Here is a 24,987-nt window from a genome sequence, read left to right on the forward strand (position 1 = left end):
TAGTTCATGGATTATTCAGCGATGACTCATAATTTCTTATTAAGGGCGTCTCGCAGCTTTCTACTGGCCTTGAAGGTAACTACAGATCGGGGTGATATCTCTACTGTTTCTCCGGTACGCATGTTCCGTCCCGGCCTTGCTCTTTTCGCCCGAACCTTCAAGATGCCAAAATTCGCAATCTTGACACTATCTCCCTTTAACAGCTCCTCTTTAAAGGCATCAAATATTGATGTAACCAGCTCAGTAGTCGCCTGTCGGGGGAAGCCGATCTTGTTATGAATATGCTCTACAATGTCTTTTTTGGTCAGTGTCATTTTAGCCCTTCCTGCAACTCCGTTATTTTTTGTTCCCTTAATCTTCCATTAAACCTGGATAATATATCACTTACTATTTGTTGGTGGACAGCATTTACTTCTTCATCCTCCAGTGTCTTCTCTGAAGAACGGTAAATCACCCGCAAGGCCAGGCTCTTATATCCTCGCTCAATTTGCCTGCCCTGATAGACATCAAATATAAAAACATTTTCCATTATATTCCCACCCTGCTCATTAATCACGCGCAAAATCCGGCCGGCAGGAACATCTTCGGGAACGATAATAGCCATATCCCGCATCACAGCAGGATAGCGGGGGAGCGGCTTAAAGACCTTTAGGCCTTTATAGGCTTCGACTAAATCGTCAAATGATAACTCAAACATAAATACCTTTTCTTTTACGTCAAAGCCTTCACAGACAGAGGGATCCATCTCACCCACAAAACCCAGCGTCTTTGGGCCAAGTACGATACGGGCAGACGCCTCTCTCCTGAGATAAGGGGCAGATTCCACCGCCTGGTCCAGCCTATAACCGGAGATGCCCAGGGCCTGAAAAACGGCCTCCATACCGCCTGTTATATCAAAAAAATCGACTCCATCCCCGGGAAAATGCACCCCCTCCGGATAGCGCAGACCGGTACACATACCGGCTAAATAGGTCTTTTCTACTGGCTGCCGGCCTTCCCCTTGGTCAATAAAAATTTTGCCTATCTCAAAGAGGCGCAGGTTGCTATTCCACTTGTTAAGGTTACTGCATACGGTAGAAAGGAGATTGGGGAGAAGAGAAGTCCTTAGCACCGACTGTTCTTCGGTCAACGGGTTTAAAAGGTGTACGTGTCTATTTCGCTCGTCTGTCCCGGAGATTTTCAAGAGCCTCGTCGCCCGCTCATCCATAAAGCTGTAGTTAATCACCTCGTAAAATCCGAGGCCGTTGAGGACAGAATGGCAGATATTGGCAACGGTATGACTCTTTATCCGGGCCGGGGTCGTCAACGAAACAACGGGGAGTTTTACCGGTATTTTTTCGTAACCATTAAGGCGCGCCACTTCCTCTATGAAATCGACTTCCCGGCTGAGGTCGCCACGGAAAGATGGGGATGTCGCCAGAAGGGTGTCTTTTCCTGCCTCGCGTATTTTGATGCCGATGCTCTCCAGTAACCGGCGTATCTCGCCTTTTTTCAGGTCGCTCCCCAAAAGGCGGTTAACCTGACCTACACGTATGGGGATAGGTTTTCTTTCCTCCGGCCTGGAATAGACATCGATACGGCCTTTTAGAATTTTTTCCCCGCCCGCTTTTGCCATGAGAGAGACAGCGCGATCCAGGGCTGCCCCCACTCCCTCCATATCTATGCCCCGTTCAAAGCGGTATGAAGATTCGGTGCTCAAATTTAGCCGGCGGCTGGTGCGGCGGACAGAAATAGGGTCAAAATAGGCGCTCTCAATAAAAACTGACCGGGTTTCCGGGGTTATTTCAGAATTTATACCCCCCATAATTCCGGCCAGGGCGACGTTTTTCTCCCCATCCGCAATCATGAGCATATTTTCGGAAAGAGTCCTTACCACCCCATCCAGGGTGGTGAATGTCTCATCATTTCGGGCTTGATCGACTATAATACGCCTTCCGGCCAGGCGTTCCAGATCAAAGGCATGTAAGGGCTGGCCATATTCCATGAGCACGTAATTGGTAACATCGACTATGTTATTGACCGGGCGGATACCTACCGCCAGGAGGCGCTTACGGAGCCAGAGAGGCGACCCGGCGACCGTCACACCCCTTATGATCCGGCCGGCATAGCGGGGGCATAGATCAACGGCCCGGACCTCCACTGATACTGCCTGGTGGATGTCTTCGCCCTTTTCTGAAATATTTATTCTGGGATAACGAACCTTCTTATGTATGATGGCCGCCGCCTCACGCGCAATTCCCAAAACACTCAGACAATCAGCGCGGTTAGGGGTCAGCCCTATTTCCAGCACATAGTCTTCCAGCTCCAAGGCCTGGGCCAGGGGAAGTCCGGATTCCATGTCAGCGGATAAGATATAGACTCCGCCCTTATCCTCACCCAGACCAAGTTCGGCTGCCGAGCAGAGCATGCCCTCAGAATACTCGCCCTTTATACTGGTCCCGGAGATTCTTAATGGCCCGGGCAGGACGGCCCCCTCTAAAGCCAGCGGCGACTTATCTCCGATGCGGATATTTTTCGCCCCGCAGACCACACGGTATGTATTTTTGCCGGACACAACCCGGCACAGAGAAAGGTTTTCAGCATGGGGATGCGGGAGAATATCTGTAATGTGGCCGACCACTACCTGACCCAGGCCTGCATCATAGTGCGTCAGGTTTTCCACCTCCAACCCGACCATGGTCAGGCGTTCGGCCAGGTCTTCCACAGGGATGTCAATGTCCACAAATTCTTTAAGCCAGTTCAGCGTAACCCGCATAGTATTACAGCCTGATTTTAAGTCTAAAATTGATTGAGAAAACGGAGATTATTCTCGTAGAAAAGACGGATATCGTCAATGCCGTACTTCAGCATGGCTATACGCTCTATGCCCATGCCAAAGGCCAGGCCGGTAATTTCCTCCGGGTCATAACCGACCATGCGAAAGACTTCCGGGTCAACCATGCCGGCCCCCATGACCTCCAGCCAGCCGGTTTGAGAACAAACCCGGCAACCTGAGCCACGACAAATCACACAAAGGATATCTATCTCCGCGCTGGGTTCGGTAAAAGGGAAAAAGCTGGGACGGAAGCGGAGGGAGGTCTGTTCATCGAAAATCTGATGGATAAATATGGTCAATATCCCTTTAAGGTCAGCAAATGAGACGCCTTTATCGACCATAAACCCTTCCACCTGATGGAACATAGGGGTATGGGTGATATCCGAGTCACAGCGATAGACCTTGCCCGGCGCAATAATCCGCACCGGCGGCCGTTGCCTTTCCATGGTGCGCACCTGTATCGGAGAGGTATGGGTGCGCAGAAGGACGTTTTCAGAGATATAAAAAGTATCCTGCATGTCCCGCGCCGGGTGATCGCGCGGGATATTCAACGCCTCAAAATTATAATAATCAAGCTCCACATCCGGCCCTTCGGCCATAGCAAAACCCAGTCTCTCAAATATATCGCATACCTCGCCGGTGATCTGGGTTATAGGATGGAGCTTACCCGGGGATATAAACCGGCCGGGTAACGTAATGTCTGTCTTTGGACCTGTTGGACCTGCCTGCCCCTCAGAGGAAACCCTTGCCTGCCAGGTATTAAGGGCGGCCTCTATGTCCTTTTTGACGGCATTGGCCAACTGCCCGATACGCGGCTTGAGCTCTGCCGGCAGGCCGCCCATCTGTTTTAACAGCTCAGGCAGGATTCCTTTACGGCCCAGGTACTTAATGCGAAGCGCTTCCCATTCCTCCCGGCTCTTGACCTCCGGGATGGTCTTAAGCGCCTCGTCCCTTATTTTTTGCAGCCTTTCTTCCATCAGATAAGGATCAATTTCAGATTTCAAATTTGAAATCTGAAATTGATTATTGCGCCGTCCTGGCAATTTTTGCAAAGCAGGCCGGATCGCTTATAGCCAGATCAGAAAGGATCTTACGATCCAATTCTATCCCCGTCTTTTTTAATCCACCCATCAACCTGCTGTAAGAGAGGCCGTTCAGCCTGGCCGCCGCATTGATACGTGCAATCCAGAGGGCCCTGAATTCCCGCTTCCGCACCCTGCGATCACGATAAGCATAGGTCATGGCGCGCTCTACCGCCTCTTTGGCCGTGCGGAAGATTTTGCTCCTTCGTCCCCAATATCCTTTGGCCAAAGCCAGTACCTTATTTCTCCGTCTCCTGGCCTTAAAACCCCTTTTCGCTCTTGGCATAACAGTACCCTTTCTTTAAACTCGTTTTGTTAAATAAATAGTTTCCATCCGGAAACCCAAAGATTCCGGATGCAGCAATCAGCACTCAGCTATCAGCGTTCAGCTTAATGTATTGTTTGTCTTAGATTTTTGCCGACAGCTAATTGCTGATCGCTGAAAGCGTGAAGCCGGAAACCGAAGTTTCCGGATGAACACTTAACCACACAAATAAAGTGCGGCATAGCCGCAGCGTTAAAGCTTATTGTCCGTTGCCTCCAAGATAACACTCTTCAGGCCGAACTTCCAGAACCCGTCCAGATATCAAAGATAGGGTATTATCTGTCGGATATTTTTGGCATTGGACTCATCAAGCACGCTCGAACCGCGCAGGCCTCTCTTTCGTTTGCGTGTCTTTGAGGTCAATATATGGCTGCCATAGGCCTTAAACCCTAAAATTTTGCCTGTACCGGTTACCTTAAAGCGCTTGGCAGCGCCCCGATTAGTTTTAATCTTTGGCATCTCTTCCCCCTAATCTGCAATAATAATCTCAAATTTCAAAGGCACTACGTCTTGGGGGCAACTATCATCACCATGTCCCGGCCTTCCATCTTTGGTTCGTATTCGATTTTTCCAATATCCTCTATCTCGGTGCGAATACGATTTAATATAGTTACGGCCTGGCCGGAAAAGGCGATCTCACGCCCCCGGAAACGAACGGATACCTTAACTTTGTCTTTATCTTCCAAAAACCGGCGAATATGGCGCAACTTAAACTGGTAATCATGCTCATCGGTCTTGGGCCGGAACTTGACCTCTTTTACCTGTATAACTACCTGTTTTTTCTTGGCCAACTGGATTTTTTTGCTCTGTTCGTACTTAAATTTGCCGTAGTCCATAACCCGGCAGACCGGCGGTTGAGCTGTAGGAGCTATTTCCACCAGATCAAGCCCTTCTGCCTCCGCCAACTTCAGGGCTTCCTCAAGGGGCTTAATCCCCAGTTGCGTCCCGTCTGCGCCGATTAACCGTACTTCCTTGGCACGTATCTGCCAATTAATTCTAACCTTTTTCTCTATACTATCCACCTCCCCTTATGATGCAAATAAAAGTTCTCGGCAACATATCTATGTTACTGATAATTTCTGCATTTATCCTGAACCATGGCCACAAACTGATTTACCGGCATGGCCGAAAGATTTTCCCCGTTCCTGAGGCGAACCGTCACACTGTGCGAAGCGACCTCCTTGTCCCCGATAACAAGCATATATGGAATCTTCTGCATCTGCGCTTCTCTGATCTTTAAGCTCAGTTTTTCGTTGCGGAAATCTCCTTCCGCCCTGAGGCCTGCATCCATCATCTCCGCCAGGACGCCCTGGCCATAGTCAATCTGTCTGTCCGTAACCGTCATGATTACAGCCTGCACCGGTGCCAGCCAGGCGGGAAAAGCGCCGCCGTAGTGCTCTATCAAAACGCCGATAAACCGCTCCAGCGCCCCCAATATGACCCTGTGGAGCATCACCGGCCTATGCCTTTCACCATCTGCCCCTACATAAACCAGGTCAAACCGTTCCGGCAGGGTAAAGTCGCACTGGATAGTGGCGCACTGCCAGCGCCGATCCAGGGCATCCTTAAGCTTTATGTCGATTTTGGGTCCATAAAACGCGCCTTCGCCCTCATGGACGGCAAACGGAATATCTTTGTCACGCAGGGCGCCCGTAAGGGCTGCGGTGGCCCGCTCCCAGTCTTCATCGCTACCGATGGACTTTTCCGGCCTGGTGCTGATTTCTACCTCATAATCAAAACCGAAGATGCCCATGACATAGGTGACAAAATCGATCACGCCTTTTATCTCATCATTTAACTGCTCCGGCATACAAATAATGTGCGCGTCATCTTGAGTAAACTGGCGAACCCTTAAAAGGCCGTGCAAAACGCCTGACTTCTCATGCCTGTGCACTGTGCCCAGTTCAAAGAACCGCAGCGGCAGGTCCCGGTAGCTCCTTACCCTGGATTTGTAAATGAGCATGTGGGCCAGGCAGTTCATGGGCTTGATGCCATACTGCTGACCATCTATCTCCGTAAAATACATATTCTCGCGATAGTTATCAAAATGACCGGAACGCTTCCAGAGATCAAGTTTCAATATCTGCGGCCCTATCACTAACTGGTACCCGCGTTTCAGGTGCTCTCGCTTTTCAAAATCCTCAATAATAAATCGTAGCATGGCCCCGCGCGGATGATAAATTATCAGCCCTGCCCCTGCCTCATCGCTTACGCTGAATAGGTCCAGCTCCTTGCCTAGGCGGCGGTGGTCACGCCTCTTGGCCTCTTCAAGCTTCTCAAGATAATCATCGAGGACTTTACGATCAAAGAAGGCCGTCCCGTAGATGCGTTGCAGCATCTTATTGCGCTCATCTCCCCGCCAATAAGCGCCGGCCACGCCGGTCAACTTAAAGGCCTTGACCAATCCGGTAGAGGCAATATGCGGCCCGCGGCAAAGGTCAATAAAGTCACCCTGCCGGTAAATGGAAACGACCTCTTCGGGTATATCCCGAAGAAGCTCGACCTTATATGGTTCATCCAGCCGCGTAAACAATTCAATCGCGGCTTCCTTAACCAACTCTTCCCGCTGGAATTGCCTGTTTTCAGCGATAATCTCCCGCATCCGCCCCTCAATGCGCTCCAGATCCGCGGGCGTGAAGGTCCCTTCATAATCAAAATCATAATAGAACCCGTGCGCTATAGCCGGGCCGATGGCCATCTTAACCGACGGGAATAAGTCTTTTACCGCCTCGGCCATGATATGCGCGGTGCTGTGCCTCAAGATAGACAGTTCCTCTCCCGTGGTCGTATCTCGAGGAATAGCCATCTCTCTGCCATCGGAGCTGGTTATGGAAATAAGATTTTCCCCCATCTTTTCAGTTAAAAGGGCATCTTACTGTCTGATGACAACAAAGATGCCCTCTAATCCGCCCGTAAATTTAAAACATATAATTGCTTAGAGGTTGCTCCCGGCTATTGCTCGCGGATGTTTATTTAAATGGTAGGCACGGGCGGTTTCGAACCGCCGACCTCTACCGTGTCAGGGTAGCGCTCTCCCCCTGAGCTACGTGCCTGCATTAAAAACAAAACCAGGATATAAAAACCATCATTTGGTAACAATATTTATGCGGTATGTCAAGGAAAATGTCAAATAATGTTAATGCAATATCCTATATAGTTATAGACATGGCCGGCAATTAAGTGGCAGAGTGGAGAGGGCGAAGGGAAGGGGGGCTGTTGTAATCTGAATTTTTGGTCCAGGTATCAAAATTAAAAATGGCTATAAGCCAGTTACTTATAGCCATTAAATCTTACTGGTGGGCCGTGCTGGAGTCGAACCAGCGACCTACTGATTAAGAGTCAGTTGCTCTGCCAATTGAGCTAACGGCCCGAGTTGAACCATGAAATTTAATAAAAGTAGCAGACTAAGATTTGGCACGCCCGGCCCGACTCGAACGGGCGACCTACGGATTCGAAGTCCGGCGCTCTGTCCAACTGAGCTACGGGCGCCAAGCATAACATTGCCAAGGTGGTGGTTTTTTTAACACCTTTGTTTTGATAAGTCAACCCTTAGTGCCTCTGATCTGGGTTTGGTTGCAAGAAAACATTTAATATCTTAGACTAAGTTAATTGGGTTAGACTAGTTTCCATCCGGAAACCCAAGGATTCCGGATGGAGCAGTCAGCACTCAGCCATCAGCGTTCAGCTTAATGTGTTGTTTGTCTTAGATTTTTGCTGACAGCTAATCGCTGATCGCTGAAAGCGTGAAGCCGGAAACAGTAGTTTCCGGATGAACACCAGACTAAAATTTTACTGGAAAACTTAGCACGATATATGCTAAAAATAGTTGCAACAATATAATCACATCGGAGAGGGATTACTTATGCCGAGCGTATCTTATAAAGACAAGCGATTCGAGGTCAACATAGAAGGCTATTTGAAGACTTTCGATAGCTGGACTGCGGAATTCTCCCAGGCCATCGCCAAACAAGAAGGGATAGAAGATTTAACCGATGAACACTGGCTAATAATTGAATACGTGCGTAACTACTATGCCAAACGTGGCATTGCTCCTATGATTTTAAAATTGCAACGAGACCTCAAAATTTCCATTTGGCGAATACATGAACTTTTTCCTACCACGTCTGAGAGGGCTATATGCAAGATTGCCGGACTGCCCAAGCCCACCGGTTGTATCTAAGCATTAATCGCTGGACTGCCCGGCCCCAAAAAATGTCAAACCGTCCTGCCTGTGCGTTGCCTGACTGCGAGCGTTCTCGCTCAGGCAGGCACGCAGACAGGGCCGGCCATTTTAATTCTCTGCTCTTCCCTTAAGAGAGAATACCTGATCTGGCCGGCCAGAAATTTTTCTTTTAATTCTTCTATTACCTCCATGGCTTCGCCTTTCTTCTGGTAGATATCCAGAAGGCAATAAAGGACTCGCAGGTCTCGCTCATTATATATCCTTTTTAAGATCTCCAGCGCCCGATCATAGTCTTTAAGACTCAAATAACAACGAATCTGCTGAATCAGGCCCTCGTGGTCCTGCCATCCAGCCTTATTTATAAGTTCTAGAGCAAATTCAAATAGTCCGCCCTCCATGAGGACGCGGATAACTTTTAGCCCCAGGCCGTCCCTCGTAAAAATTTTCTCCGCGACGGTCATGGCCTCGGTAAACCTTCCCAGACAGAGATATTTACTAATAAGGTCCAGACCCCGCTGGGGGCTTTGCATCAATTCTTCGGGGTTAAGCGATCGTAACCAGATGTAGTATAAGGCCTCCTGGGTCTTTCTGAGAGAATCGAGATCGCCCGGTTGGTATGTGTTGCAGATGCCGAGAGAAGGAATGTCTTCAACCCCCTGGACAAACACAGGTTCCATGACCTTATGTACCCTTATCATGAAGGTGGCATCTTGTCCGGCCAGCTCCCGGTCAGGATATTCATGAGGAAATCTGACCTGAAACCGCCTCTCTTCTCCGGCCTTAAGTCCCGCCAGGTTGCTCTCGAATTCAGGCAGAAAGCGGCCCTCACCGATCACGAGCGGCCAGTATCGTCCGCTCGCACTGGGAATGGGTCTTTCCCCAAGGTATCCGGCAATATCTAAAATTATCTTCATCCCGGATCTTGCCGCAGAGCTTGAGTCCCGGTAGAAAGGCACGCGCCTGATCCATTCCTTAAGCCACGACTGTCCGGCGGCCCTGTCCGTGCTCAAATACCGGTAGAGCAACTCAAATTCCTCAACCTCACATAATAACCCTGTAAGATAAAGATAGAATTCCGGCTCTTCGTCCAGATAATGGGCTTGGTGAACAAGATACGAGAGGAGAGGGAAGATATCGGTCCTTGCCTCGAACTTCTCCTGGAAGAAGACGTTGTTAATAAACCAGATGGCCTTCAGCCGCTTTATCTCTTTGGAGGTCAGCTTCTCGGTCTCAAAATCATCTCCGATGGATAAGTATCGGGGCTTGTATTGCGGGTGAGGTATGATCCCGAATTTCTTATAGTCTCTCTGGATCTCCGTGCCGAAATAGACCTGAAGCTGCTGCGAACAGGAATTACCCTCGATGCGAACCCCGTGGTTCTTCACAAAACGCACGGTTTCATAGGCATCGGCAAAGGTCTCACCCGGCAGCCCGTAAAGGGTAAACAACTCCACGTTGACGCCAAAGGACTGGGCCAATTTGATGGCCTTAGACAGTCTGTCCAGATCCAATTTTTTTCTGATGGTATCGAGAACCCTGGGGCTGCCTGATTCCATGCCATAGGCAATGGTAGCGGCCCCGGCCCGTTTTAGCTTCATAAGAAGGGAGGCATCTACCAGGTCGTAACGCGTTTGACACCAGAACCGGATATCAAGGTCCTGTTCTATAATTTTATCTAAAAGGCATTCCAGCCGCTCGCGGGAAAAACTGAAGTTCGGATCGGCAAACCAGAACTGTCTAACGCCCCCTTTTACACAATGCCTGATTTCTTCCAGCACCCGTTCGATGGAGTGAATTTTTACCTTATGATGGAACGCCCTGGGCGTATAGCAGAATACGCAGGGATAGACACAGCCTCTGGAGGTAAGCAAGATGGCCGTATCCTTGTGTGATAGATCCAGGATATTTGTCAGATACGGTGACGGATAGGTATCCAAATCATCTCCGGTTTCTTCGGCCATCGGATTATCATACAGGCGATTTTCTACCCTATAGGATATCCCACGGACAGTGGACAAGGGCCGATTCTCCCGCAGCGCACAGGCGAGATCCCGCGCCACTATTTCGCCGTCACCCCGGGAAATGACATCCATATGGCGAAGGTCAAGGAGGGCCTCGGTAGGCATGAAGGTCGCTTGCGGCCCGCCAATGACAACGGGTATCCGGGGATCCAGTTCCTTTATGAATTTAGCCATAAGGCGGATACTTTCCATGTTTTCCATGTAAGCAGAAAAAGCTACATATAAAGGACGCCGGTTAAGGATGAACTCCCTGATTTTTAACAGCGACAAAGGCCTGTCTTTGAGATCATCCCACAGGGCGATCTCAAACCCATTATCCCTGAGAAAGGCGCCTATATATCCTAGTGAGATCGGGATGGTATCTGATGAAGAGACCGGAGAGGTTCGATTACTGTTGATGAGTAAGACAGGGGGATCGCTTATTGAATGCATTCATTGTTTCCTTATGTTGACGGCTTCGTAAAAAAGCCTTTTCACCGCTGAGTACGCAGAGCCCGCAGAGAAAAACCTTAAACCGTTCAATATGTTATCTCGGCGTCCTGCGGTAAAATTTTACTTTTTGCGAGTTCATCAATTTTGAGTTTTTTCGTTGGTCATTGCCTTCATCTATGAGCCATGACCCATCCCTAAGACAATGCCTGCCTGCTTAGCTTCTCGATATTTTCACGGGCAAAATCTATAGAGGGGTCGATATCCAGGGCGAACTGATAGTATCGGATGGCCTCGGCTATATGGCCCATTTCCCGAAGGTTGGAACCGATGTTGGCATAATCTATGGCCGAAGACGGGTCCAGATCTATGGCCTTTTCAAAGCAGGCTATGGATTGCACATGATCTTTGAGCTTAAAATGACAAAAGCCCATCAGGTTATGTATTTCCTTGAGTTCTGCATTACACTCCCGTGCCTTTTCAAGCTCCGCCAAGGCCTGCCTTATATCCCCCAACTCCTTGTAGCACACACCCCGCTGGCAATAAAGACTGGCCCTCTCCTTGCCTGTCGTGTCAAGGGCTAATGCGCGTTCATAGCAGGCCAGGGCCTCATCGTAGCGGCCTTCCCGCTCATAGGTGTAGCCCAGGAAGAAATGGACCTCGTAATGGTCAGGATAGATCGTCTTCATTTGCTCAAGCTCATAGACAGCCCTTTGGCTGTCGGGAAATTGTGAGACCAGCTTGGCGGCGTGCAGACAGAAACTGTTATCCCTGGTGCGTTCGCGGAAATGAGCCCCTGGAACGATCATATATACGGCCGGAATGCGGAGTACAGGATGGGTAATATCCACGGCATAAACGGTAAACCCCTTTTCAGCCAGGGCATGGACACACTGTTCCAGTTCCACCCGCTGGTTGGAATGCGAGACATCGGGCATATCTCCGATGCAAGCATTATTCCCGGCTTCCGTCACATAACGGGCGTCTTCCAGTCCGGAAAATTTGGGCAGGCCGCTTTCAGCATATCTGCCTTCGGTGTCAAAGTCCCCGGCAAGCTGAGCTACTTCCGTCAAGGCCCGGATAAGGGCCTTCTCCGGGTGTGTAGCTGTCCCCGCGGTATAGACAATCTCACTTTTTTCCGGGAAAGTGGCGGGGTCCATAGCCAGGGCCGCTACTGTGGGTATCCCCATCTCGAGGGTAATATCTTTTACGTAAAGGTTGATCCCTTTTGAGTCATATTTTGTGATCAACTCTCTCGCCATGGGATCTTTTACCGAGGAAAGATCAATGGCCGGGGTAGGAAGATTTTCGTTTGTAACGACCGAGGATACGTGCCTTTCCACCACCTCACATAATCCCTGAAGGGCGGCCTCGGTCAGGGTATTTCCGGCTGAGGAGCCGTTATACTCATTTAACATATAAAACCACTGAAAGGGGAGCCAGACCTCTTTATTATGCGTGAGATCATAGGCCCGGGTCCAGTAAAAGGGGAGGGTGGACCAGAGCCCCCCGGCTTTTTCCAATTCATGGGCATTACCCGGATCATCATGCACGGACTGCATAAGCGCCTCAGGGGGCACCACGTCTCCTTGAAGCGCTCCGGCCTCGGAACAGACAAAAGATCCATTCATAAAACTAAAAAGAGAGTACCGTTCCATGAGTTCCATAAGGGCGCTCGCCTCTGCCTGTTCAGGAGTCCCTCCCTTACCCATCTGTTTGATGGTGCCGACGACCTCTCTGGCCTCTGCGCCACAGATGCTCATATAGACCGGGATTCCCAGCCTGCCCTTGTCTATTCGGACCACGTCCCTCAGAATCTCGCCCTTGACCTGTTTTAGACGGTCCCTGACCCTGGCCACGGTCTCTTGTGGCGAAACGGCCTTGTCCTGATCAATCGTATAGGTCTTAATTGAGTCGGCAAAAACGAGTGACATAGAGGATCTCCCATATTTTTTTGATAGGCGTGTACGGAGATTGCTTATCGTCTCCGCATATTACCGGAAGTTTTTTATATATCAAGGATTTCTTATGAAATCAATAAGGGGAGTTCTGAGACAGGGGCCCCGTCAAAGTCAGAGTCAGCTTGTATATAAAATCCCCCTAGATCCCCCTTTTCCAAAGGGGGAGCAGCCGTTCCTCCCTTTGGAAAAGGGAGGTTAGGAGGGATTTTTGGATTGCGGAAGTTACCTCATTATATCAGTAAAATGAGCACCACTTTGACGTCACCGTAGGTCCGGAGAGGCAGTCGAGAAGAAAGTTAATATTGACGGCTTCGCAAAAAAGTTTTTTCACCGCTGAGCACGTATTGTCCGTTGCAACTGACTACTGACCACTGACTATTGACTACTGCATGTTATCTCAGCGTTCTCGGCGACCTCTGCGGTAAAATTTGGTTTTTTACGAATTCATCAATATTGGCGTCATAAAAATTATACGGATTATACCGGCATTTCCGGAAAATAGTCACGGAGTAAAGAGTTTTTATGGTAAGGTAATAACCAGAGATTATTCGCCAAAGGCGCATCTGGCTGTGCGGAAAAGAAGGGATATACGAGGAGGGTAATGTCCACAGAGCTGAAAAGCCACAATAGCCATCTCGTCGGTGTCATTTCCGATACCCATGGTCTCCTTCGGCCCGGGGTGCTCAAGGCTTTTGAAGGTATCGATCTGATCGTTCATGCCGGAGATATCGGCCCGGAGGAAGTACTGAAGGCGCTTCAAGGAGTTGCCCCGGTTGTTGCCGTGCGCGGCAATATGGACAGGTTCGGCTGGGCAGGAAAACTTTCTAAAACAGAAATAGTTGCAGTCGGAGAGGCCTTATTATATGTGCTCCATGATGTAGATGAGCTTGATCTGGACCCGGCTGCGGCTGGTTTCAGCGCGGTGATAAGCGGTCATTCCCATCGGCCATGTATAGAAAAGCAAAATGGCGTACTTTTTTTAAATCCAGGTAGTGCGGGACCGTGTCGGTCCGCGTTACCGGCTTCAGTGGTCTTGCTTCGTGTAGAGGGGAACTCATTGGGTGCGCAGTTGATAACATTGAGATGAGATTTTCTTCAGGCTATAACCTGGAACCGCTGCTGATAAAGTCCCCAGAGGGCGAAGCTATGAGCCGACCTGTCTGCGTGCAACGCACAGGCAGGCGAACAAAAACCCGCCTACAGCGGACTGAAGGAACAGGGCTAGTCTCAGAGTCAAGGAACTGCGGGTGAACTTCATTCCTCAAAGATCTCTTCCATAGGTATGCCTTCTAGTCTGCCTTCTCTATAAGCTTTGAGTCTCCGCTCAGCTTCATCAGTCCAGATATCATCGAGTTGGGCTATACTGACATCTATGGACAGAGTTGCTTGAGTATGGCAGAAACGGTTGCTTTCCTGCTTGCTGATCTGGGGATTACCAAAAGCCTTTCCCGGCCTTATGTGAGCAATGACAACCCCTATTCGGAAGCCCAGTTCAAGACCCTGAAATACCGGCCGGAGTTTCCGGAGCGCTTCGGGTGTGCCGAGGACAGCAGGTCCTTCTGCCAGGGATTTTTCGGTTGGTACAATACCGGGCATTACCATTCCGGGATCGGATTCCTCACCCCGGAAAATGTCCATTACGGACAGACTGAACAAATTATCAGGGAGCGTCAAGTAGTTCTAAATGATGCTTTTGCAAAACATCCGGAGCGATTCAAGGGGAAGATGCCAAAACCGATGGCCTTGCCCGAGGCGGTCTGGATCAATAAACCGGTACCAGAAAATAGTGATCCATTGCGACACTAAATTCTTTACGGAGGTGTCTCATTTTCATTGACAAGTTCCGCTTTCCCCTCACTCGGCTTTGATTGCGATAATGGAGGTGAGTTCCTCAACTATCACCTCCAAAGACACTTTACCGAAAGAAAACAACCCGTGCACTTCACCAGAAGCAGGGCCTATCACAAAGATGATAACGCCCACATCGAACAGAAAAACTGGACGCATGTGAGACAATGGCTCGGCTACGAAAGATTAGATAATCCCCATGTCGTACCTCTCCTTAACGACCTCTATGCCAAAGAATGGAGACTCTTCCATAACTTCTTCTGTCCCTCGGTAAAACTCATCGCTAAAGAAAGAATCGCCTCTAAAACCATTAAACGCCATGACTCCCCTAAAACACCTTACCAGAGAATCATGGAATCACCTCATATCCAAAAATCCGTAAAAAGTCCCCTCTCCAAACAACTTGAAAAACTGAATCCTTTTCTGCTAAGAAAAAATATGGATAAAAAACTGAAAAAATCTTTGCCATCATCAACTACCTTGGGTAACATCTTTTATGAGTCAATGTTAATCCCACATATAACCCCTTCGGTAACATTTAATTATGAGGCAACTGGGGGGTGTGAACTATTGGGAGTCGTCTCCCCTGACTTGTTAGCTAATTCAGTATTTTTTTATCCGTATCTTGGCTCTTGGATGCAGAACGGATCCAGATAATACCCCACACGACAAGTAGAGGCAGCAGAGCGCCGATAATAAGCACAAGAAAGAAATCATCGAAATGAAAGTATCGTCCTTTTTCAGTAGTCTCAATAGCGATTATGAGAACAAGAGTGGACCAAATAGCACTCAAAACTACTGTAATTCGGATCTTCTTGCTGATTGTCATTATCTTCCTTTCCTTAGCTGAACTAAGTTATATATTATGTAGACTCAGCTTTGTCCGGTTAGGTTTTTGCATATGGGGAGGCGTAAATCGGGGGCAATCCATAAAATTATAAATTCTCTCCATTGTCTCAGGCCGCCTTGTGGCATGGCTTAGTTGCTGCCTCCGCCAAGCACCGCGTAAAGCCGCACCTGATTGGCGAGCCTGGCCAGGCGGAGCGAGATAAGCCTCTGTTGTGCGGCATAAAGGGATCGCTGCGCATCAAGAACGCCCAGGTAGCTGTCAACTCCCTTTGAATAGCGTTTTTCCGAGAGGCGATAGGTATCTGCAACGGCATTTGTCAGGGATTGCTGGGCAAACACCTGCTGGTCCACCGTGCCTTGCACGGCAAGCGCGTCGGCCACTTCCCTGAAGGCGGTCTGAATCGTTTTTTCATACTGAACCAGGGCAATTTCCCGTTCAGCCTTGCTGACTCTGTACGCGGCCCAGGTTCGGGCGTCGAAAATCGGCACGGAAATCTTCGGAGCGAAGTTCCATGTGCCGGACCCGGAGTCGAAAAGACCGGACAGATCGCCGCTGGCCGTCCCGGCTGAGGTGGTCAAGGAAATGCGCGGGAAAAAGGCGGCCCGGGCCGCGCCGATAAAGGCATACGCCCCTTTGAGCCGATGTTCCGCCGCAATGATGTCCGGCCGGTTCAAAAGCGCCTCGGAGGACAGGCCTGCAAAAATTTCCTGGGGCGGATTAACGCTTGCCAGGTCCGCCGGCAAGAGATCTTCCGGCACCGGAGAGCCGGCAAGAAGGTTTAACGCATTTTGATCCTGGGCCGCCATTTGCATGAAGCGGGCTACATCTCCCCGGGCGGTATCCAGCGGGGTTTGCGCCTGACGCAAGTCCAGTTCACTGGCGACGCCGACTTCGCATTGCCGCTGGATTAAATTATAGATTCCCTGCTGAGTTTCAAGGGTGGACCGGGCCAGTTTGAGATTTTCCAGGTCAGCGGCGAGGGTCAGATACACCCTTGCGACCTCGGACACCAGCGCGATCTGCGCGCCGCGGCGGGCCTCATCCGTGGCCAGGTATTCTTCCAACGCCTGGTCTTTCAGGCTGCGGATACGGCCGAAAAAATCTATCTCCCAGGCAGCGATACCCAGATCAACGCTGTATTGTTCGGTTGTCATCGTACCCCCGCCGGGGCTTACAAAATCGGAATAAATGCGTTGCTTGGCTCCCTCTCCCACCGCATTGACCGTTGGGAACAGCTCAGCTTGTTGAATGCCATACAGGGCGCGCACCCTTTCCATATTCAAGGCGGCAAGCCGCAGGTCCCGGTTGTTATTTAGAGCCGTCTCGATAATCTTTTGAAGCTTTGGGTCGGTAAAAAATTCCTGCCACCCCAGCTCCAAGGCGGTCGGAGCGCCGGTCGCAGCTTTGATCTCCTGGTATGCCGCTCCGGTCGGCCATTCAGTCGAAACCGGCGCCTCCGGCCGGGTGTATTTCGGGGCCATAGTGCAGCCGCCGAGGCAGACAAATACACCCAGGATCAATAACGTTTTTCTTGTCATATTAACGCACCTCCTGGGGGCCGGTGGATTCAATCGAGTGTTCAGGGGGTTGCCCCTTTTGTTTCCTTTTGAATATATTGGATATAAGGACAAAGAACATTGGAATAAAAATGAGATCGATGAACGTGGCGGAGAGCATTCCACCACAAACGGCGGTGCCGATGGCGTTCATCGCGCCGGCGCCTGCGCCTGTGGAGATGGCTAGCGGCAGGACCCCGAAAAAGAAGGCCAGGGAGGTCATGATGACGGGCCGGAATCTTGTCTTTACGGCTCCAAGGGTTGCATCGATAAGGCTGTCGCCGCGGCCCATCCGTTCCTTTATAAACTGAATGATCAGGATGGCATTTTTTGTCGAAAGGCCGAGGGTAGTAAGGAATCCGATCTGGAAGTAGACATCGTTGGACAGTCCCCGAAATGAAGTTGCCAGTATCGCGCCTAATACACCCAGCGGCAGCATCAACAGATTGACAAAAGGGATGGTCCAGCTTTCATACAGGGCGGCTACGCAAAGGAAGATTACAAAAATCGAAAAGACGTACAGGATAGGCCCTTGCGCGGTTGCCACCCGCTCCTGGTAGGACAGCCCGGTCCAGTCAAAGCCGATCCCCTGGGGCAGCTTTGCCGCGATCTCTTCCATGGCGGCCATCCCCTCGCCGGTACTGTGACCCGGCGCTGGTTCGCCCCAGATGTTGATGGAAGGAAAGGCGTTGTAGCGCTCCAGCTTGGGAGAACCCTGAGCCCACCTGCAGGAGGCAAAGGAAGAAAAAGGCACCATCTTGCCCACGCTGTTCCGCACATAGAGTTTTTCCAGATCCTTCGGCAGCATGCGATAGGGGGCATCCGCCTGGGCATAGACCTTTTTGACCCGACCGGCCTGGATAAAATCGTTGACATAGGCGCTACCAAAGGCCGCCGCAATGGTGTTGTGAATGGAACTGATGGAAACCCCTAGCGCGCCGGCCTTGTCCCAATCAACGTCGATGTGGTATTCGGCCACATTTTCCATGCCGTTGGGTCGAACTCTGACCAGTCGTGGATCCTGGGCCGCCATGCCGAGGAGCTGGTTGCGGGCCGCCATTAGTTTTTCGTGGCCCAGGCCGCCACGGTCCTGCAACTGAAAATCAAACCCGGTGGCCATCCCCAGTTCGATGACCGGCGGCGGCGGGAAGGCGAACACCATGGCGCCTTTTATCTGTGAAAATGCCCCCATGGCCCTGCCGGCGATGGCCTTGACCTTCAGGTCCGGCCGCCGGCGCAGCTTCCAGTCTTTGAGCTTGACAAATCCCAGGGCCATATTCTGCCCGTTGCCGCCAAAACTGATTCCGGCCACAGCCATGATGGATTCCACCCCGTCTTTCTCATGCTCCAGAAAATGGTACCTTACCCTGTTCATGACTTTTTCAGTCTGCTCAAGGGTGGAACCGGACGGCAGCATGGCCTGGACCATCAGGATGCCCTGGTCCTCATCCGGGATATAGGATGTGGGCATCCGATGGAAGAGGAATCCCACCGCCGTCACAATCAAAAGATATATAATCACGTATCGCGCTGTTCTTGAAAAGGAGCGGCCGACGACTCCCACATAGAGGCCTCTGATACGAGTGAAAACCCGCTCAAACCATCTAAAAAAGGGGCGCAGGAAAAAGACCGCATTATCCGACGGGTTATGCCCGGCCGGTATCGGTTTAAGGAACAACGCACAGAGGACCGGGGTCAGGATCAGGGCCACGACCACCGAAAGGAGCATGGAAGCGATGACGGTCACGGAAAACTGGCGGTAGAGAACCCCGGTGGAGCCCTGAAAGAAGGCCATGGGGCCGAAGACCGCCGAGAGCACCAGGCCGATGCCGATCAGGGCGCTGGTGATCTCGCCCATGGACTTGGCCGTGGCCTCCCTGGGCGAAAGGCCCTCCTCGGCCATGATCCGCTCCACATTCTCCACCACCACGATGGCGTCGTCCACCAATAGCCCGATGGCCAGCACCATGGCGAACATGGTCAGCATGTTGATGGAGAAGCCGAAAGCCCCAAGAACCGCGAAGGTCCCCAACAGCACCACCGGCACGGCGATGGTGGGGATAAGGGTGGCCCGGATATTACCCATGAAAAGATACATGATCACAAATACCAGCAGGATCGCCTCGAACAGGGTCTTGACCACTTCGTCGATGGCCACCTTGGTAAATGGGGTGGTATCGTAGGGATAAATCACCTTCATGCCGGAGGGGAAGTAGCGGCTCATCTCCTCCAGTTTCTGTTTAACGGCTTTGGCCGTATCCAGGGCATTGGCGCCGGCAGCCTGACGGATGGCCATGGCTGCGGAGGGTTTGCCGTTATATTTGGCCACGATATCGGAGCGCTCGGTCCCCAGTTCCGTCCGGCCGATGTCCTTGATCCGGACCACCGAACCGTCCGGATTGGTACGGATGGGGATGGCGGCGAATTCCTCCGGGGTCTGGAGCAGATGCTGAACGATGATGGCGGTGTTCAGGCGTTGCCCCTCCACGGCCGGCGTCCCGCCTAACTGACCGGCGGAGACCTCGACGTTGTAGGCCCTGAGCGCCAGGATGACATCCTCCATGGTCAGGTGGTAGTTGGTCAGCTTGTCGGGGTTGACCCAGACCCGCATGGCATACTGCGATCCGAAATTCTCGACTTCGCCCACCCCCGGCACCCGGGACAGTATCTTTTCCAGATTCGACTGGGCGTAGTCCCGCAGGTCGTCGCCGCTCATGCTGCCGTCTTCCGAAATCAGCCCGACGATCATCAGGTAATTTCTGGTGGATTTGCTGACCTTGACGCCGGAGCGCTGCACCACATCGGGAAGGCTGGCCATGGCGAGCTGCAGCTTGTTTTGCACCTTGGACCAGGCGATATCCGCATCTGTCCCCGGGGCGAAGGTCATCTCGACGCGGGCCGCGCCTGATGAAGAACTGGTGCCGGAGAGGTAAAGCATATCGTCCAGACCGGTCATCTTCTGCTCAATGATCTGGGTCACGGTATTTTCCACCGTCTCCGCCGAGGCCCCTGGGAAAAAGGCATCGATGGCGATGGCCGGCGGAGCGATGGGGGGATACTGAGCGATGGGCATGTTATATATTGCCAGCCCACCGGCAGCCATGATGATGATAGCGATGACCCAGGCGAAGACCGGACGATCCAGAAAGAATTTAGATAACATCACACGTCTCCATCACTTCGATTTTGCGGCCGGTTGGGCCGTACTCGCGGGGGCCGCAGTTTCTTTCCGGCCTGAGTCAAAAGGAACCGCCTTCACAGCAGCGCCGGGCTGCGTTTTTTGCATACCCTCGACGATCACACGCTCGTCGGGTGCAAGCCCTGCTGAGACGAGCCATTGGTCGCCGATGGCTCGGTCGAGAGTAAGCATCCTCTGCCCAACCTTTCCCTCGCCGTCCACGATCAGCGCGAAGGGGTTTCCCTTTGGATCGCGTGACACGGCCTGCTGAGGAATCAGGATGGCCCGTTCATTGACGCCTTCTTTCACCACCGCCCGGACGAACATGCCCGGCAGGAGAATGCCTTTTGGATTGCGAAAGACAACCCGCAGGATGACGGACCCGGTAGTAGGGTCCACCGTGACGTCGCGAAACTGGAGCGCTCCCTCCCATGAATACGCCGTGCCGTCTTCCAGGAGGAGCTTGACCTTGTTCTGGTTCGTTCCGTTTTGATTGAGGCGGCCGTCCTCCAGGCAGCGCCTCAATCGCTGCAGTTCGGTGGTGGATTGGGCCACATCCACGTAAATGGGGTCCAGTTGTTGAATGGTTGCCAGGGCCAGCGGCTGATGCGCCGTCACCAGCGCCCCATCCGTTACGTTGGATCTGCCGATGCGGCCGGAGATGGGGGCGATGACGCGGGTGTAGCCCAGATTGATACGGGCCATCTCTACGTTCGCCTTACCATACTGAATATCAGCCTCGGCCTGCTTCAGGGCAGCCGAGGCGTCGTCGTAGTCCTGCTGGCTTACTGCTTTGTCGGCGAGCAAGTCCCGGTAGCGATCGACTCTCAAACGGATTGAGGGCAGATTGGCCTCGGCCCTGGCGAGGGCGGCCCTGGCATTGTCGAGCGCAGCCTGAAAGGGGGCGGGATCGATTTGATAAAGCACCTGTCCGGCCTTGACATCGGAACCTTCCCGGAACAGGCGTTTCTGGATGAGGCCGCTGATCTGGGGCCGGATTTCCGCGATGAGATAGGCGGATGTGCGGCCCGGTAATTCAGTGGTCAGCACGACCTTTCGCGGCTGGATTGTCACCACGGCTACTTCCGGGACAGAGGGCGGCGGAGATTGCTGCCGGCGGTCGCAGCCGCCCAGGAAAAGGCCGCCTAACAGTGCTGCTAAAAACACACTCCATTTAAGTGGTTCATAAACAGTTCCGTTGAGTTGCATCAGAGATCCTCCAAATATCGATGATAAGCGTATTGAGTCCTCAAGTTTCCATAAATAAATACGGATCAACCAACCCCATGAAAAGCATGTTCAAAATGGTGTCAGGGTCCTCCGGGTAAGGATTTTTGAGGGCCATAAAAAAATCAGCCGCGGGAAACCGGATATCCATATTCGCCGGCTATTGACCACTGACCGCCGACTGCTGGCTATCGACTACGGTCTTTAACAGCGTCCCCGTGGCCCGCTTCAGTCGCAAATCTGCCAACCGATAGTTAAGTCTTGCCTCTGCCAACTGTCTTTCTGAGGTGACCAGCAGGGTGTTGGCATCCATCACATCTATACTATTGGCCAGGCCGAATTCAAACTGCTTGGAGGTGGCATTGTAGTTATCCCCGGCAAAGGCGAGCTGGTCTTCAAGGGATTTTAAGATTTCCCTTTGAGTTATCAGGTCCAGGTAGGCGTTCTCAACCTCTATATTTATGGTCTTCTTTAAATCTTCATAGATGAGTTCAGATTGTCTTTGTCTGGCCTCTGCCTCTTTCACCTCCGCCCTCCTGAGTCCGCCCTCAAAGAAAGGGAAGTTTAATCTGATCCCGCCATAAGTGGTTTCTTCCAATACAAAGGTAGGGGCCGGACTGTCTTCTTTCCGGCTATACACACCCTCGATAGAAACGGTCGGCCAGTAGGTCCCCCGTACATACCGGACCTGGTCTTCTGCCGTTTTCCTTTGGATATCCAGAGACCTTACCTCTGAGCGTTCTATCATAGCCTCTTCTTTTAGTGAGACGAGAGAACGGTCTTTGAAGGTTTCGACTTTGACACCGGACTCTTTAAGTTCGTAGTCTTCGCTTATTCCCACCTGCCGGGCCAGCACTGCCTTGGCCAACTTGAGACCATTTTCTGCCTTCACCAGTTCGGATTGGGCACCGGATAGCTCTGCCTCTGCCCGGAGGAGGGCGGTCTTGGTTACCTCTCCTACCTTGAGCCTTATGTCCGCGGCATCCCTGTGCCCGGTCAACCTCTCCATATTGGCCCTGGCGATCTCCACGGCCTTTTGGGCCTTGAGGACATCGTAATAGGCCGAGGAGACTCCAAAAAGATATTCCTCCCTTACGGCATAAAGGTCGTACCGGCTTTTTTCTATGTTTTCCTTTGATATTTTAAAGGCGGTGACTTCCCGGCCGCTTAAAGACAACGTCTGGTCGAGCTTTAATCCCCATGATGTAGAATCTTCAGGTTGGATAATGAAACCTGACCCCGAGGTCTTGTCGTCGCTATACCGCGTGTAATCCCCAAAGACAGAGAGCCTGGGCAGCAGCACGGCAAGGGCCTTGTCTTTACCTCTTTCTGTGATATAGAGGTCTTCCTCTGATACCTTTATCCTTTCTGCGCGCTCCAGGGCAATGCGGTAAAGGTCGTCGAGTGAATACTCCCGGGCTGCGGCCGGGCTGTTAAATGTCAGAACCGCCACCAGAAGAGTTAATACATACGCCAGGAAAACAAGCCTTAACTTGATCATGCCGCCTTTCTCCTTATCCCGTTTAGTATTAACTGGTAAAGAGACTCCCCGTATTTTTTTAAGTCTCTGATCTGACCGAAGAGATAATCCATAGTGGCTCCCCTCAGGCTGAAAAGTATTACCTCTGCCGTCTTTTCGCAGTTGATATCTTTAAATATTCCTTCCATGACTCCTTTTTTGAGTATGCCCGTGACCAGCCGTTGCTGCGAGTCAAAGAAGGTCTTTTTGAGGGTTTTTTTAAATTCCAGGTCGTACTCTTTGATGTGCATGGAGATCAGGCCGGTATTTTTGATAGCGTAATCCAGGTGGTATTCTATCAAGGCCTTTAGAGCGGCGAGGGGTTCCTTATCCCTGAGCACCTCGGTGTGCTTCCGGAAGATTTCCATGTGGTCACGCGTGAGTTCGAGATAAAGTTCTTCCTTATTCTGAAAATAAATATAGATACCCCCGATACTTATACCGGCCCGCCGGGCGACCTCCCGGATAGTGGTCCCTGAGTAACCCCTTTCTGCGAAGACCTCGCTGGCCGCCTCAAGGATAATCTTTTTCGATTCAGTCGCCTTTCTTCTGTTCATGCTGCTTGCGGACTGCCTCCGCCCCGGTTTTTGACTTTACTTTAGCTATCGGCTTTCAGAGTATCGACCATAGCAATATTCCCATAAGGGTGAACACGTGTTCAGGTGAACATATGTTCACTATATATCGAAACCCAAGGCTATTGTCAAGAGAGATGTAGGCTTTCCCGCAAGCTTATTGACACGATCTGCTTTAAATTGTAATAAGCATGACCATGTTTAAGGGACTGAATGAAGAATATAAATGAAGCATATAGTTGTCTGGGTCTTTATTTTAATATTTTTATCCGGTAACCGCCTTTATGCCGGACCTTATACCAGTTCGGCGCACGGCGATAGCGCCTATGGTGTGAGCAGGAGGAGCGTATCCCAATACGCCGGGGGACATTGCGCGCATTGCCATGAGCAACACGCCAGTATAGACGGGGACGAGCCGGAACCGGCGGATGGTGAACCTTCTAAATGGTGTCTGTTTGCCAATAACTTCAATACGAGCGCCATTTCAAACCCGTACTGGCAGAGGGATAATCTCTGCTTCTTTTGCCATTATTCAGGGGCCGGTTCTTTGCAGAATCAGGCCTTTAATAATTACAGTTACAGCTATACCTTTGGCGGGGCAGTAGGCCTCACAAGCCCTGACAATATCTTCGACGCATTCTATAGCCCTTCTTATCATAATCTGAAGGATATAAATGACTTCATCACCGGCGTCCGCGGCAGCCATATAAATTTCGCCGATTTTCCTGCCGACAGTAACCCATGCTCCGGTTGCCATAATGTCCATATCGCCAGGAGAAACAAAACGTATCCGGGGAATCCTTCATATACAGCCATCTCCCGCCCTTCGCAGCATACCGGTCTCTGGGGTGATGATGATCCTGCCGAGCGCATGAGTTCTTATGGCGCAAATTACCAACCTCCAAAATATTACAATAAAACAGGGGGTGAGTTAGAGCCCGACGGGATCAGTAATGACCGGACGATACAGGCAGGAAAAACCCCTGATTACATAACACTCTGTACCGATTGCCACAACGCCACTAATACAATCGAGAGCACCACCTTAGGAAGAGCGGTGAGAAAGATTGATTGGAGTTCGTCAGGTAATGTGCACGGTCAGCGAAGTAGAGATGGTGACCACTCTATGGACGGAGAGATAATAGTGAAACCGCCTTACGATATAACCGTAAGCTCGAATTATGTCCTATCCTGCACGGACTGCCATGAGCCGCACGGCTCGCCTAATTATGGCTATCTTATACGGGGGGAGGTTAATGGCGGCATTACCGATGTAAGCGCCAACACTAATAGTGATTGGAACACCCTTTGCAATAAGTGCCACACTCATTCACATTCAATGAAACCCTGTATTGACTGTCACTATCATGGCGCTGAACATATGCATGGCAGGCCAATATTTTGAACGACGGTAGAAG

18 protein-coding genes, 3 tRNA genes and 2 pseudogenes are annotated in these 24,987 nt (G+C 51.2%); 5 read left to right on the plus strand and 18 right to left on the minus strand.

What is annotated here, in order from left to right; translation table 11 throughout:
- Nucleotides 1-26: 26 nt before the first annotated feature.
- From RDU59_04505 to RDU59_04550, 10 genes and pseudogenes are all read right to left on the minus strand, one after another.
- Nucleotides 27-314, minus strand: a complete 288-nt coding sequence (locus RDU59_04505) for an integration host factor subunit alpha (protein MDQ7837739.1) — start codon at nucleotides 312-314, stop codon at nucleotides 27-29.
- Nucleotides 311-2,755 carry a phenylalanine--tRNA ligase subunit beta gene (pheT, locus tag RDU59_04510; GenBank protein MDQ7837740.1) on the minus strand — a complete coding sequence of 815 codons (2,445 nt, stop codon included), beginning with the start codon at nucleotides 2,753-2,755 and terminating at the stop codon, nucleotides 311-313. The genes RDU59_04505 and pheT overlap by 4 nt, the downstream gene beginning before the upstream one ends.
- 23 nt (nucleotides 2,756-2,778) lie before the next feature.
- Nucleotides 2,779-3,792 carry a phenylalanine--tRNA ligase subunit alpha gene (pheS, locus tag RDU59_04515; protein ID MDQ7837741.1) on the minus strand — a complete coding sequence of 338 codons (1,014 nt, stop codon included), beginning with the start codon at nucleotides 3,790-3,792 and terminating at the stop codon, nucleotides 2,779-2,781.
- 46 nt (nucleotides 3,793-3,838) lie between these two features.
- Nucleotides 3,839-4,183 carry a 50S ribosomal protein L20 gene (rplT, locus tag RDU59_04520; GenBank protein ID MDQ7837742.1) on the minus strand — a complete coding sequence of 115 codons (345 nt, stop codon included), beginning with the start codon at nucleotides 4,181-4,183 and terminating at the stop codon, nucleotides 3,839-3,841.
- A 300-nt stretch (nucleotides 4,184-4,483) separates the two neighbouring features.
- Nucleotides 4,484-4,681 carry a 50S ribosomal protein L35 gene (gene rpmI / locus RDU59_04525; GenBank protein ID MDQ7837743.1) on the minus strand — a complete coding sequence of 66 codons (198 nt, stop codon included), beginning with the start codon at nucleotides 4,679-4,681 and terminating at the stop codon, nucleotides 4,484-4,486.
- A gap of 44 nt (nucleotides 4,682-4,725) precedes the next feature.
- Entirely contained in the window at nucleotides 4,726-5,235 is a 510-nt protein-coding gene (gene infC / locus RDU59_04530) for a translation initiation factor IF-3 (GenBank protein ID MDQ7837744.1), read from the minus strand.
- A 53-nt stretch (nucleotides 5,236-5,288) separates the two neighbouring features.
- Nucleotides 5,289-7,076 (minus strand): annotated as a pseudogene (gene thrS / locus RDU59_04535) (threonine--tRNA ligase).
- 124 nt (nucleotides 7,077-7,200) lie between these two features.
- Nucleotides 7,201-7,275 (minus strand) — tRNA-Val (locus RDU59_04540).
- A 241-nt stretch (nucleotides 7,276-7,516) separates the two neighbouring features.
- Nucleotides 7,517-7,592, minus strand: a tRNA-Lys gene (locus RDU59_04545).
- A gap of 42 nt (nucleotides 7,593-7,634) precedes the next feature.
- Nucleotides 7,635-7,711: transfer RNA gene (locus RDU59_04550), tRNA-Arg, on the minus strand.
- Between the two features lie 373 nt (nucleotides 7,712-8,084).
- On the opposite strand from RDU59_04550, the gene RDU59_04555 reads away from it, so the two are divergent.
- Nucleotides 8,085-8,402 (plus strand): TusE/DsrC/DsvC family sulfur relay protein, encoded by a 318-nt coding sequence (locus tag RDU59_04555; GenBank protein ID MDQ7837745.1) that lies wholly within the window; start codon nucleotides 8,085-8,087, stop codon nucleotides 8,400-8,402.
- 80 nt (nucleotides 8,403-8,482) lie between these two features.
- Here RDU59_04555 and RDU59_04560 read toward each other — a convergent pair whose 3' ends face one another.
- Together RDU59_04560 and RDU59_04565 are read right to left on the minus strand one after the other, a co-directional pair.
- The gene (locus tag RDU59_04560; protein MDQ7837746.1) at nucleotides 8,483-10,858 is read right to left on the minus strand and encodes a radical SAM protein; all 2,376 of its coding nucleotides are present in this window, start codon (nucleotides 10,856-10,858) and stop codon (nucleotides 8,483-8,485) included.
- 194 nt (nucleotides 10,859-11,052) lie between these two features.
- Nucleotides 11,053-12,789: a YcaO-like family protein gene (locus tag RDU59_04565; GenBank protein ID MDQ7837747.1), complete on the minus strand. Its 1,737-nt coding sequence runs from the start codon at nucleotides 12,787-12,789 to the stop codon at nucleotides 11,053-11,055.
- A gap of 628 nt (nucleotides 12,790-13,417) precedes the next feature.
- Here RDU59_04565 and RDU59_04570 point away from each other — a divergent pair.
- A complete protein-coding gene (locus tag RDU59_04570; protein MDQ7837748.1) occupies nucleotides 13,418-13,903 on the plus strand; it encodes a metallophosphoesterase family protein in 486 nt (161 codons plus the stop codon).
- Nucleotides 13,904-14,070: 167 nt separating this feature from the next.
- On the opposite strand, the gene RDU59_04575 is transcribed toward RDU59_04570, so the two are convergent.
- Complete coding sequence (locus RDU59_04575) at nucleotides 14,071-14,307, minus strand: addiction module protein (GenBank protein ID MDQ7837749.1); 237 nt, start codon at nucleotides 14,305-14,307, stop codon at nucleotides 14,071-14,073.
- Between RDU59_04575 and RDU59_04580 the strand changes: the two are divergent.
- Nucleotides 14,206-14,622 (plus strand): annotated as a pseudogene (locus RDU59_04580) (integrase core domain-containing protein). The gene RDU59_04575 and the pseudogene RDU59_04580 sit on opposite strands and share 102 nt — an antisense overlap.
- A 129-nt stretch (nucleotides 14,623-14,751) precedes the next feature.
- Nucleotides 14,752-15,321 carry a hypothetical protein gene (locus tag RDU59_04585; protein ID MDQ7837750.1) on the plus strand — a complete coding sequence of 190 codons (570 nt, stop codon included), beginning with the start codon at nucleotides 14,752-14,754 and terminating at the stop codon, nucleotides 15,319-15,321.
- 321 nt (nucleotides 15,322-15,642) lie between these two features.
- Here the strand turns inward: RDU59_04585 and RDU59_04590 are convergent, their stop codons facing one another.
- From RDU59_04590 to RDU59_04610, 5 genes are all read right to left on the minus strand, one after another.
- Entirely contained in the window at nucleotides 15,643-17,052 is a 1,410-nt protein-coding gene (locus RDU59_04590; GenBank protein ID MDQ7837751.1) for an efflux transporter outer membrane subunit, read from the minus strand.
- Between the two features lies 1 nt (nucleotide 17,053).
- Entirely contained in the window at nucleotides 17,054-20,233 is a 3,180-nt protein-coding gene (locus tag RDU59_04595) for an efflux RND transporter permease subunit (GenBank protein ID MDQ7837752.1), read from the minus strand.
- A gap of 12 nt (nucleotides 20,234-20,245) precedes the next feature.
- On the minus strand, nucleotides 20,246-21,457 hold the full coding sequence (locus RDU59_04600) for an efflux RND transporter periplasmic adaptor subunit (GenBank protein ID MDQ7837753.1): 1,212 nt from the start codon (nucleotides 21,455-21,457) through the stop codon (nucleotides 20,246-20,248).
- 178 nt (nucleotides 21,458-21,635) lie between these two features.
- Nucleotides 21,636-22,976 carry a TolC family protein gene (locus tag RDU59_04605; GenBank protein MDQ7837754.1) on the minus strand — a complete coding sequence of 447 codons (1,341 nt, stop codon included), beginning with the start codon at nucleotides 22,974-22,976 and terminating at the stop codon, nucleotides 21,636-21,638.
- Nucleotides 22,973-23,551: a TetR/AcrR family transcriptional regulator gene (locus RDU59_04610; protein ID MDQ7837755.1), complete on the minus strand. Its 579-nt coding sequence runs from the start codon at nucleotides 23,549-23,551 to the stop codon at nucleotides 22,973-22,975. The genes RDU59_04605 and RDU59_04610 overlap by 4 nt, the downstream gene beginning before the upstream one ends.
- A gap of 244 nt (nucleotides 23,552-23,795) precedes the next feature.
- Between RDU59_04610 and RDU59_04615 the strand changes: the two genes are divergently transcribed.
- Nucleotides 23,796-24,974 carry a cytochrome c3 family protein gene (locus RDU59_04615; protein ID MDQ7837756.1) on the plus strand — a complete coding sequence of 393 codons (1,179 nt, stop codon included), beginning with the start codon at nucleotides 23,796-23,798 and terminating at the stop codon, nucleotides 24,972-24,974.
- Nucleotides 24,975-24,987 lie beyond the last annotated feature (13 nt).

Source organism: Thermodesulfobacteriota bacterium, from assembly GCA_031082315.1.
Taxonomy (GTDB): Bacteria; Desulfobacterota; QYQD01; order QYQD01; family QYQD01; genus QYQD01.

Excerpts from the sequence above, each read along its gene's own strand:
- RDU59_04505 (MDQ7837739.1), bottom strand. The coding sequence starts at position 314 with ATGACACTGACCAAAAAAGACATTGTAGAGCATATTCATAACAAGATC.
- pheT (MDQ7837740.1), bottom strand. The coding sequence starts at position 2,755 with ATGCGGGTTACGCTGAACTGGCTTAAAGAATTTGTGGACATTGACATC.
- pheS (MDQ7837741.1), bottom strand. The coding sequence starts at position 3,792 with ATGGAAGAAAGGCTGCAAAAAATAAGGGACGAGGCGCTTAAGACCATC.
- rplT (MDQ7837742.1), bottom strand. The coding sequence starts at position 4,183 with ATGCCAAGAGCGAAAAGGGGTTTTAAGGCCAGGAGACGGAGAAATAAG.
- rpmI (MDQ7837743.1), bottom strand. The coding sequence starts at position 4,681 with ATGCCAAAGATTAAAACTAATCGGGGCGCTGCCAAGCGCTTTAAGGTA.
- RDU59_04555 (MDQ7837745.1), top strand. The coding sequence starts at position 8,085 with ATGCCGAGCGTATCTTATAAAGACAAGCGATTCGAGGTCAACATAGAA.
- RDU59_04560 (MDQ7837746.1), bottom strand. The coding sequence starts at position 10,858 with ATGCATTCAATAAGCGATCCCCCTGTCTTACTCATCAACAGTAATCGA.
- RDU59_04565 (MDQ7837747.1), bottom strand. The coding sequence starts at position 12,789 with ATGTCACTCGTTTTTGCCGACTCAATTAAGACCTATACGATTGATCAG.
- RDU59_04570 (MDQ7837748.1), top strand. The coding sequence starts at position 13,418 with ATGTCCACAGAGCTGAAAAGCCACAATAGCCATCTCGTCGGTGTCATT.
- RDU59_04590 (MDQ7837751.1), bottom strand. The coding sequence starts at position 17,052 with ATGACAAGAAAAACGTTATTGATCCTGGGTGTATTTGTCTGCCTCGGC.
- RDU59_04595 (MDQ7837752.1), bottom strand. The coding sequence starts at position 20,233 with ATGTTATCTAAATTCTTTCTGGATCGTCCGGTCTTCGCCTGGGTCATC.
- RDU59_04600 (MDQ7837753.1), bottom strand. The coding sequence starts at position 21,457 with ATGCAACTCAACGGAACTGTTTATGAACCACTTAAATGGAGTGTGTTT.
- RDU59_04605 (MDQ7837754.1), bottom strand. The coding sequence starts at position 22,976 with ATGATCAAGTTAAGGCTTGTTTTCCTGGCGTATGTATTAACTCTTCTG.
- RDU59_04610 (MDQ7837755.1), bottom strand. The coding sequence starts at position 23,551 with ATGAACAGAAGAAAGGCGACTGAATCGAAAAAGATTATCCTTGAGGCG.
- RDU59_04615 (MDQ7837756.1), top strand. The coding sequence starts at position 23,796 with ATGAAGCATATAGTTGTCTGGGTCTTTATTTTAATATTTTTATCCGGT.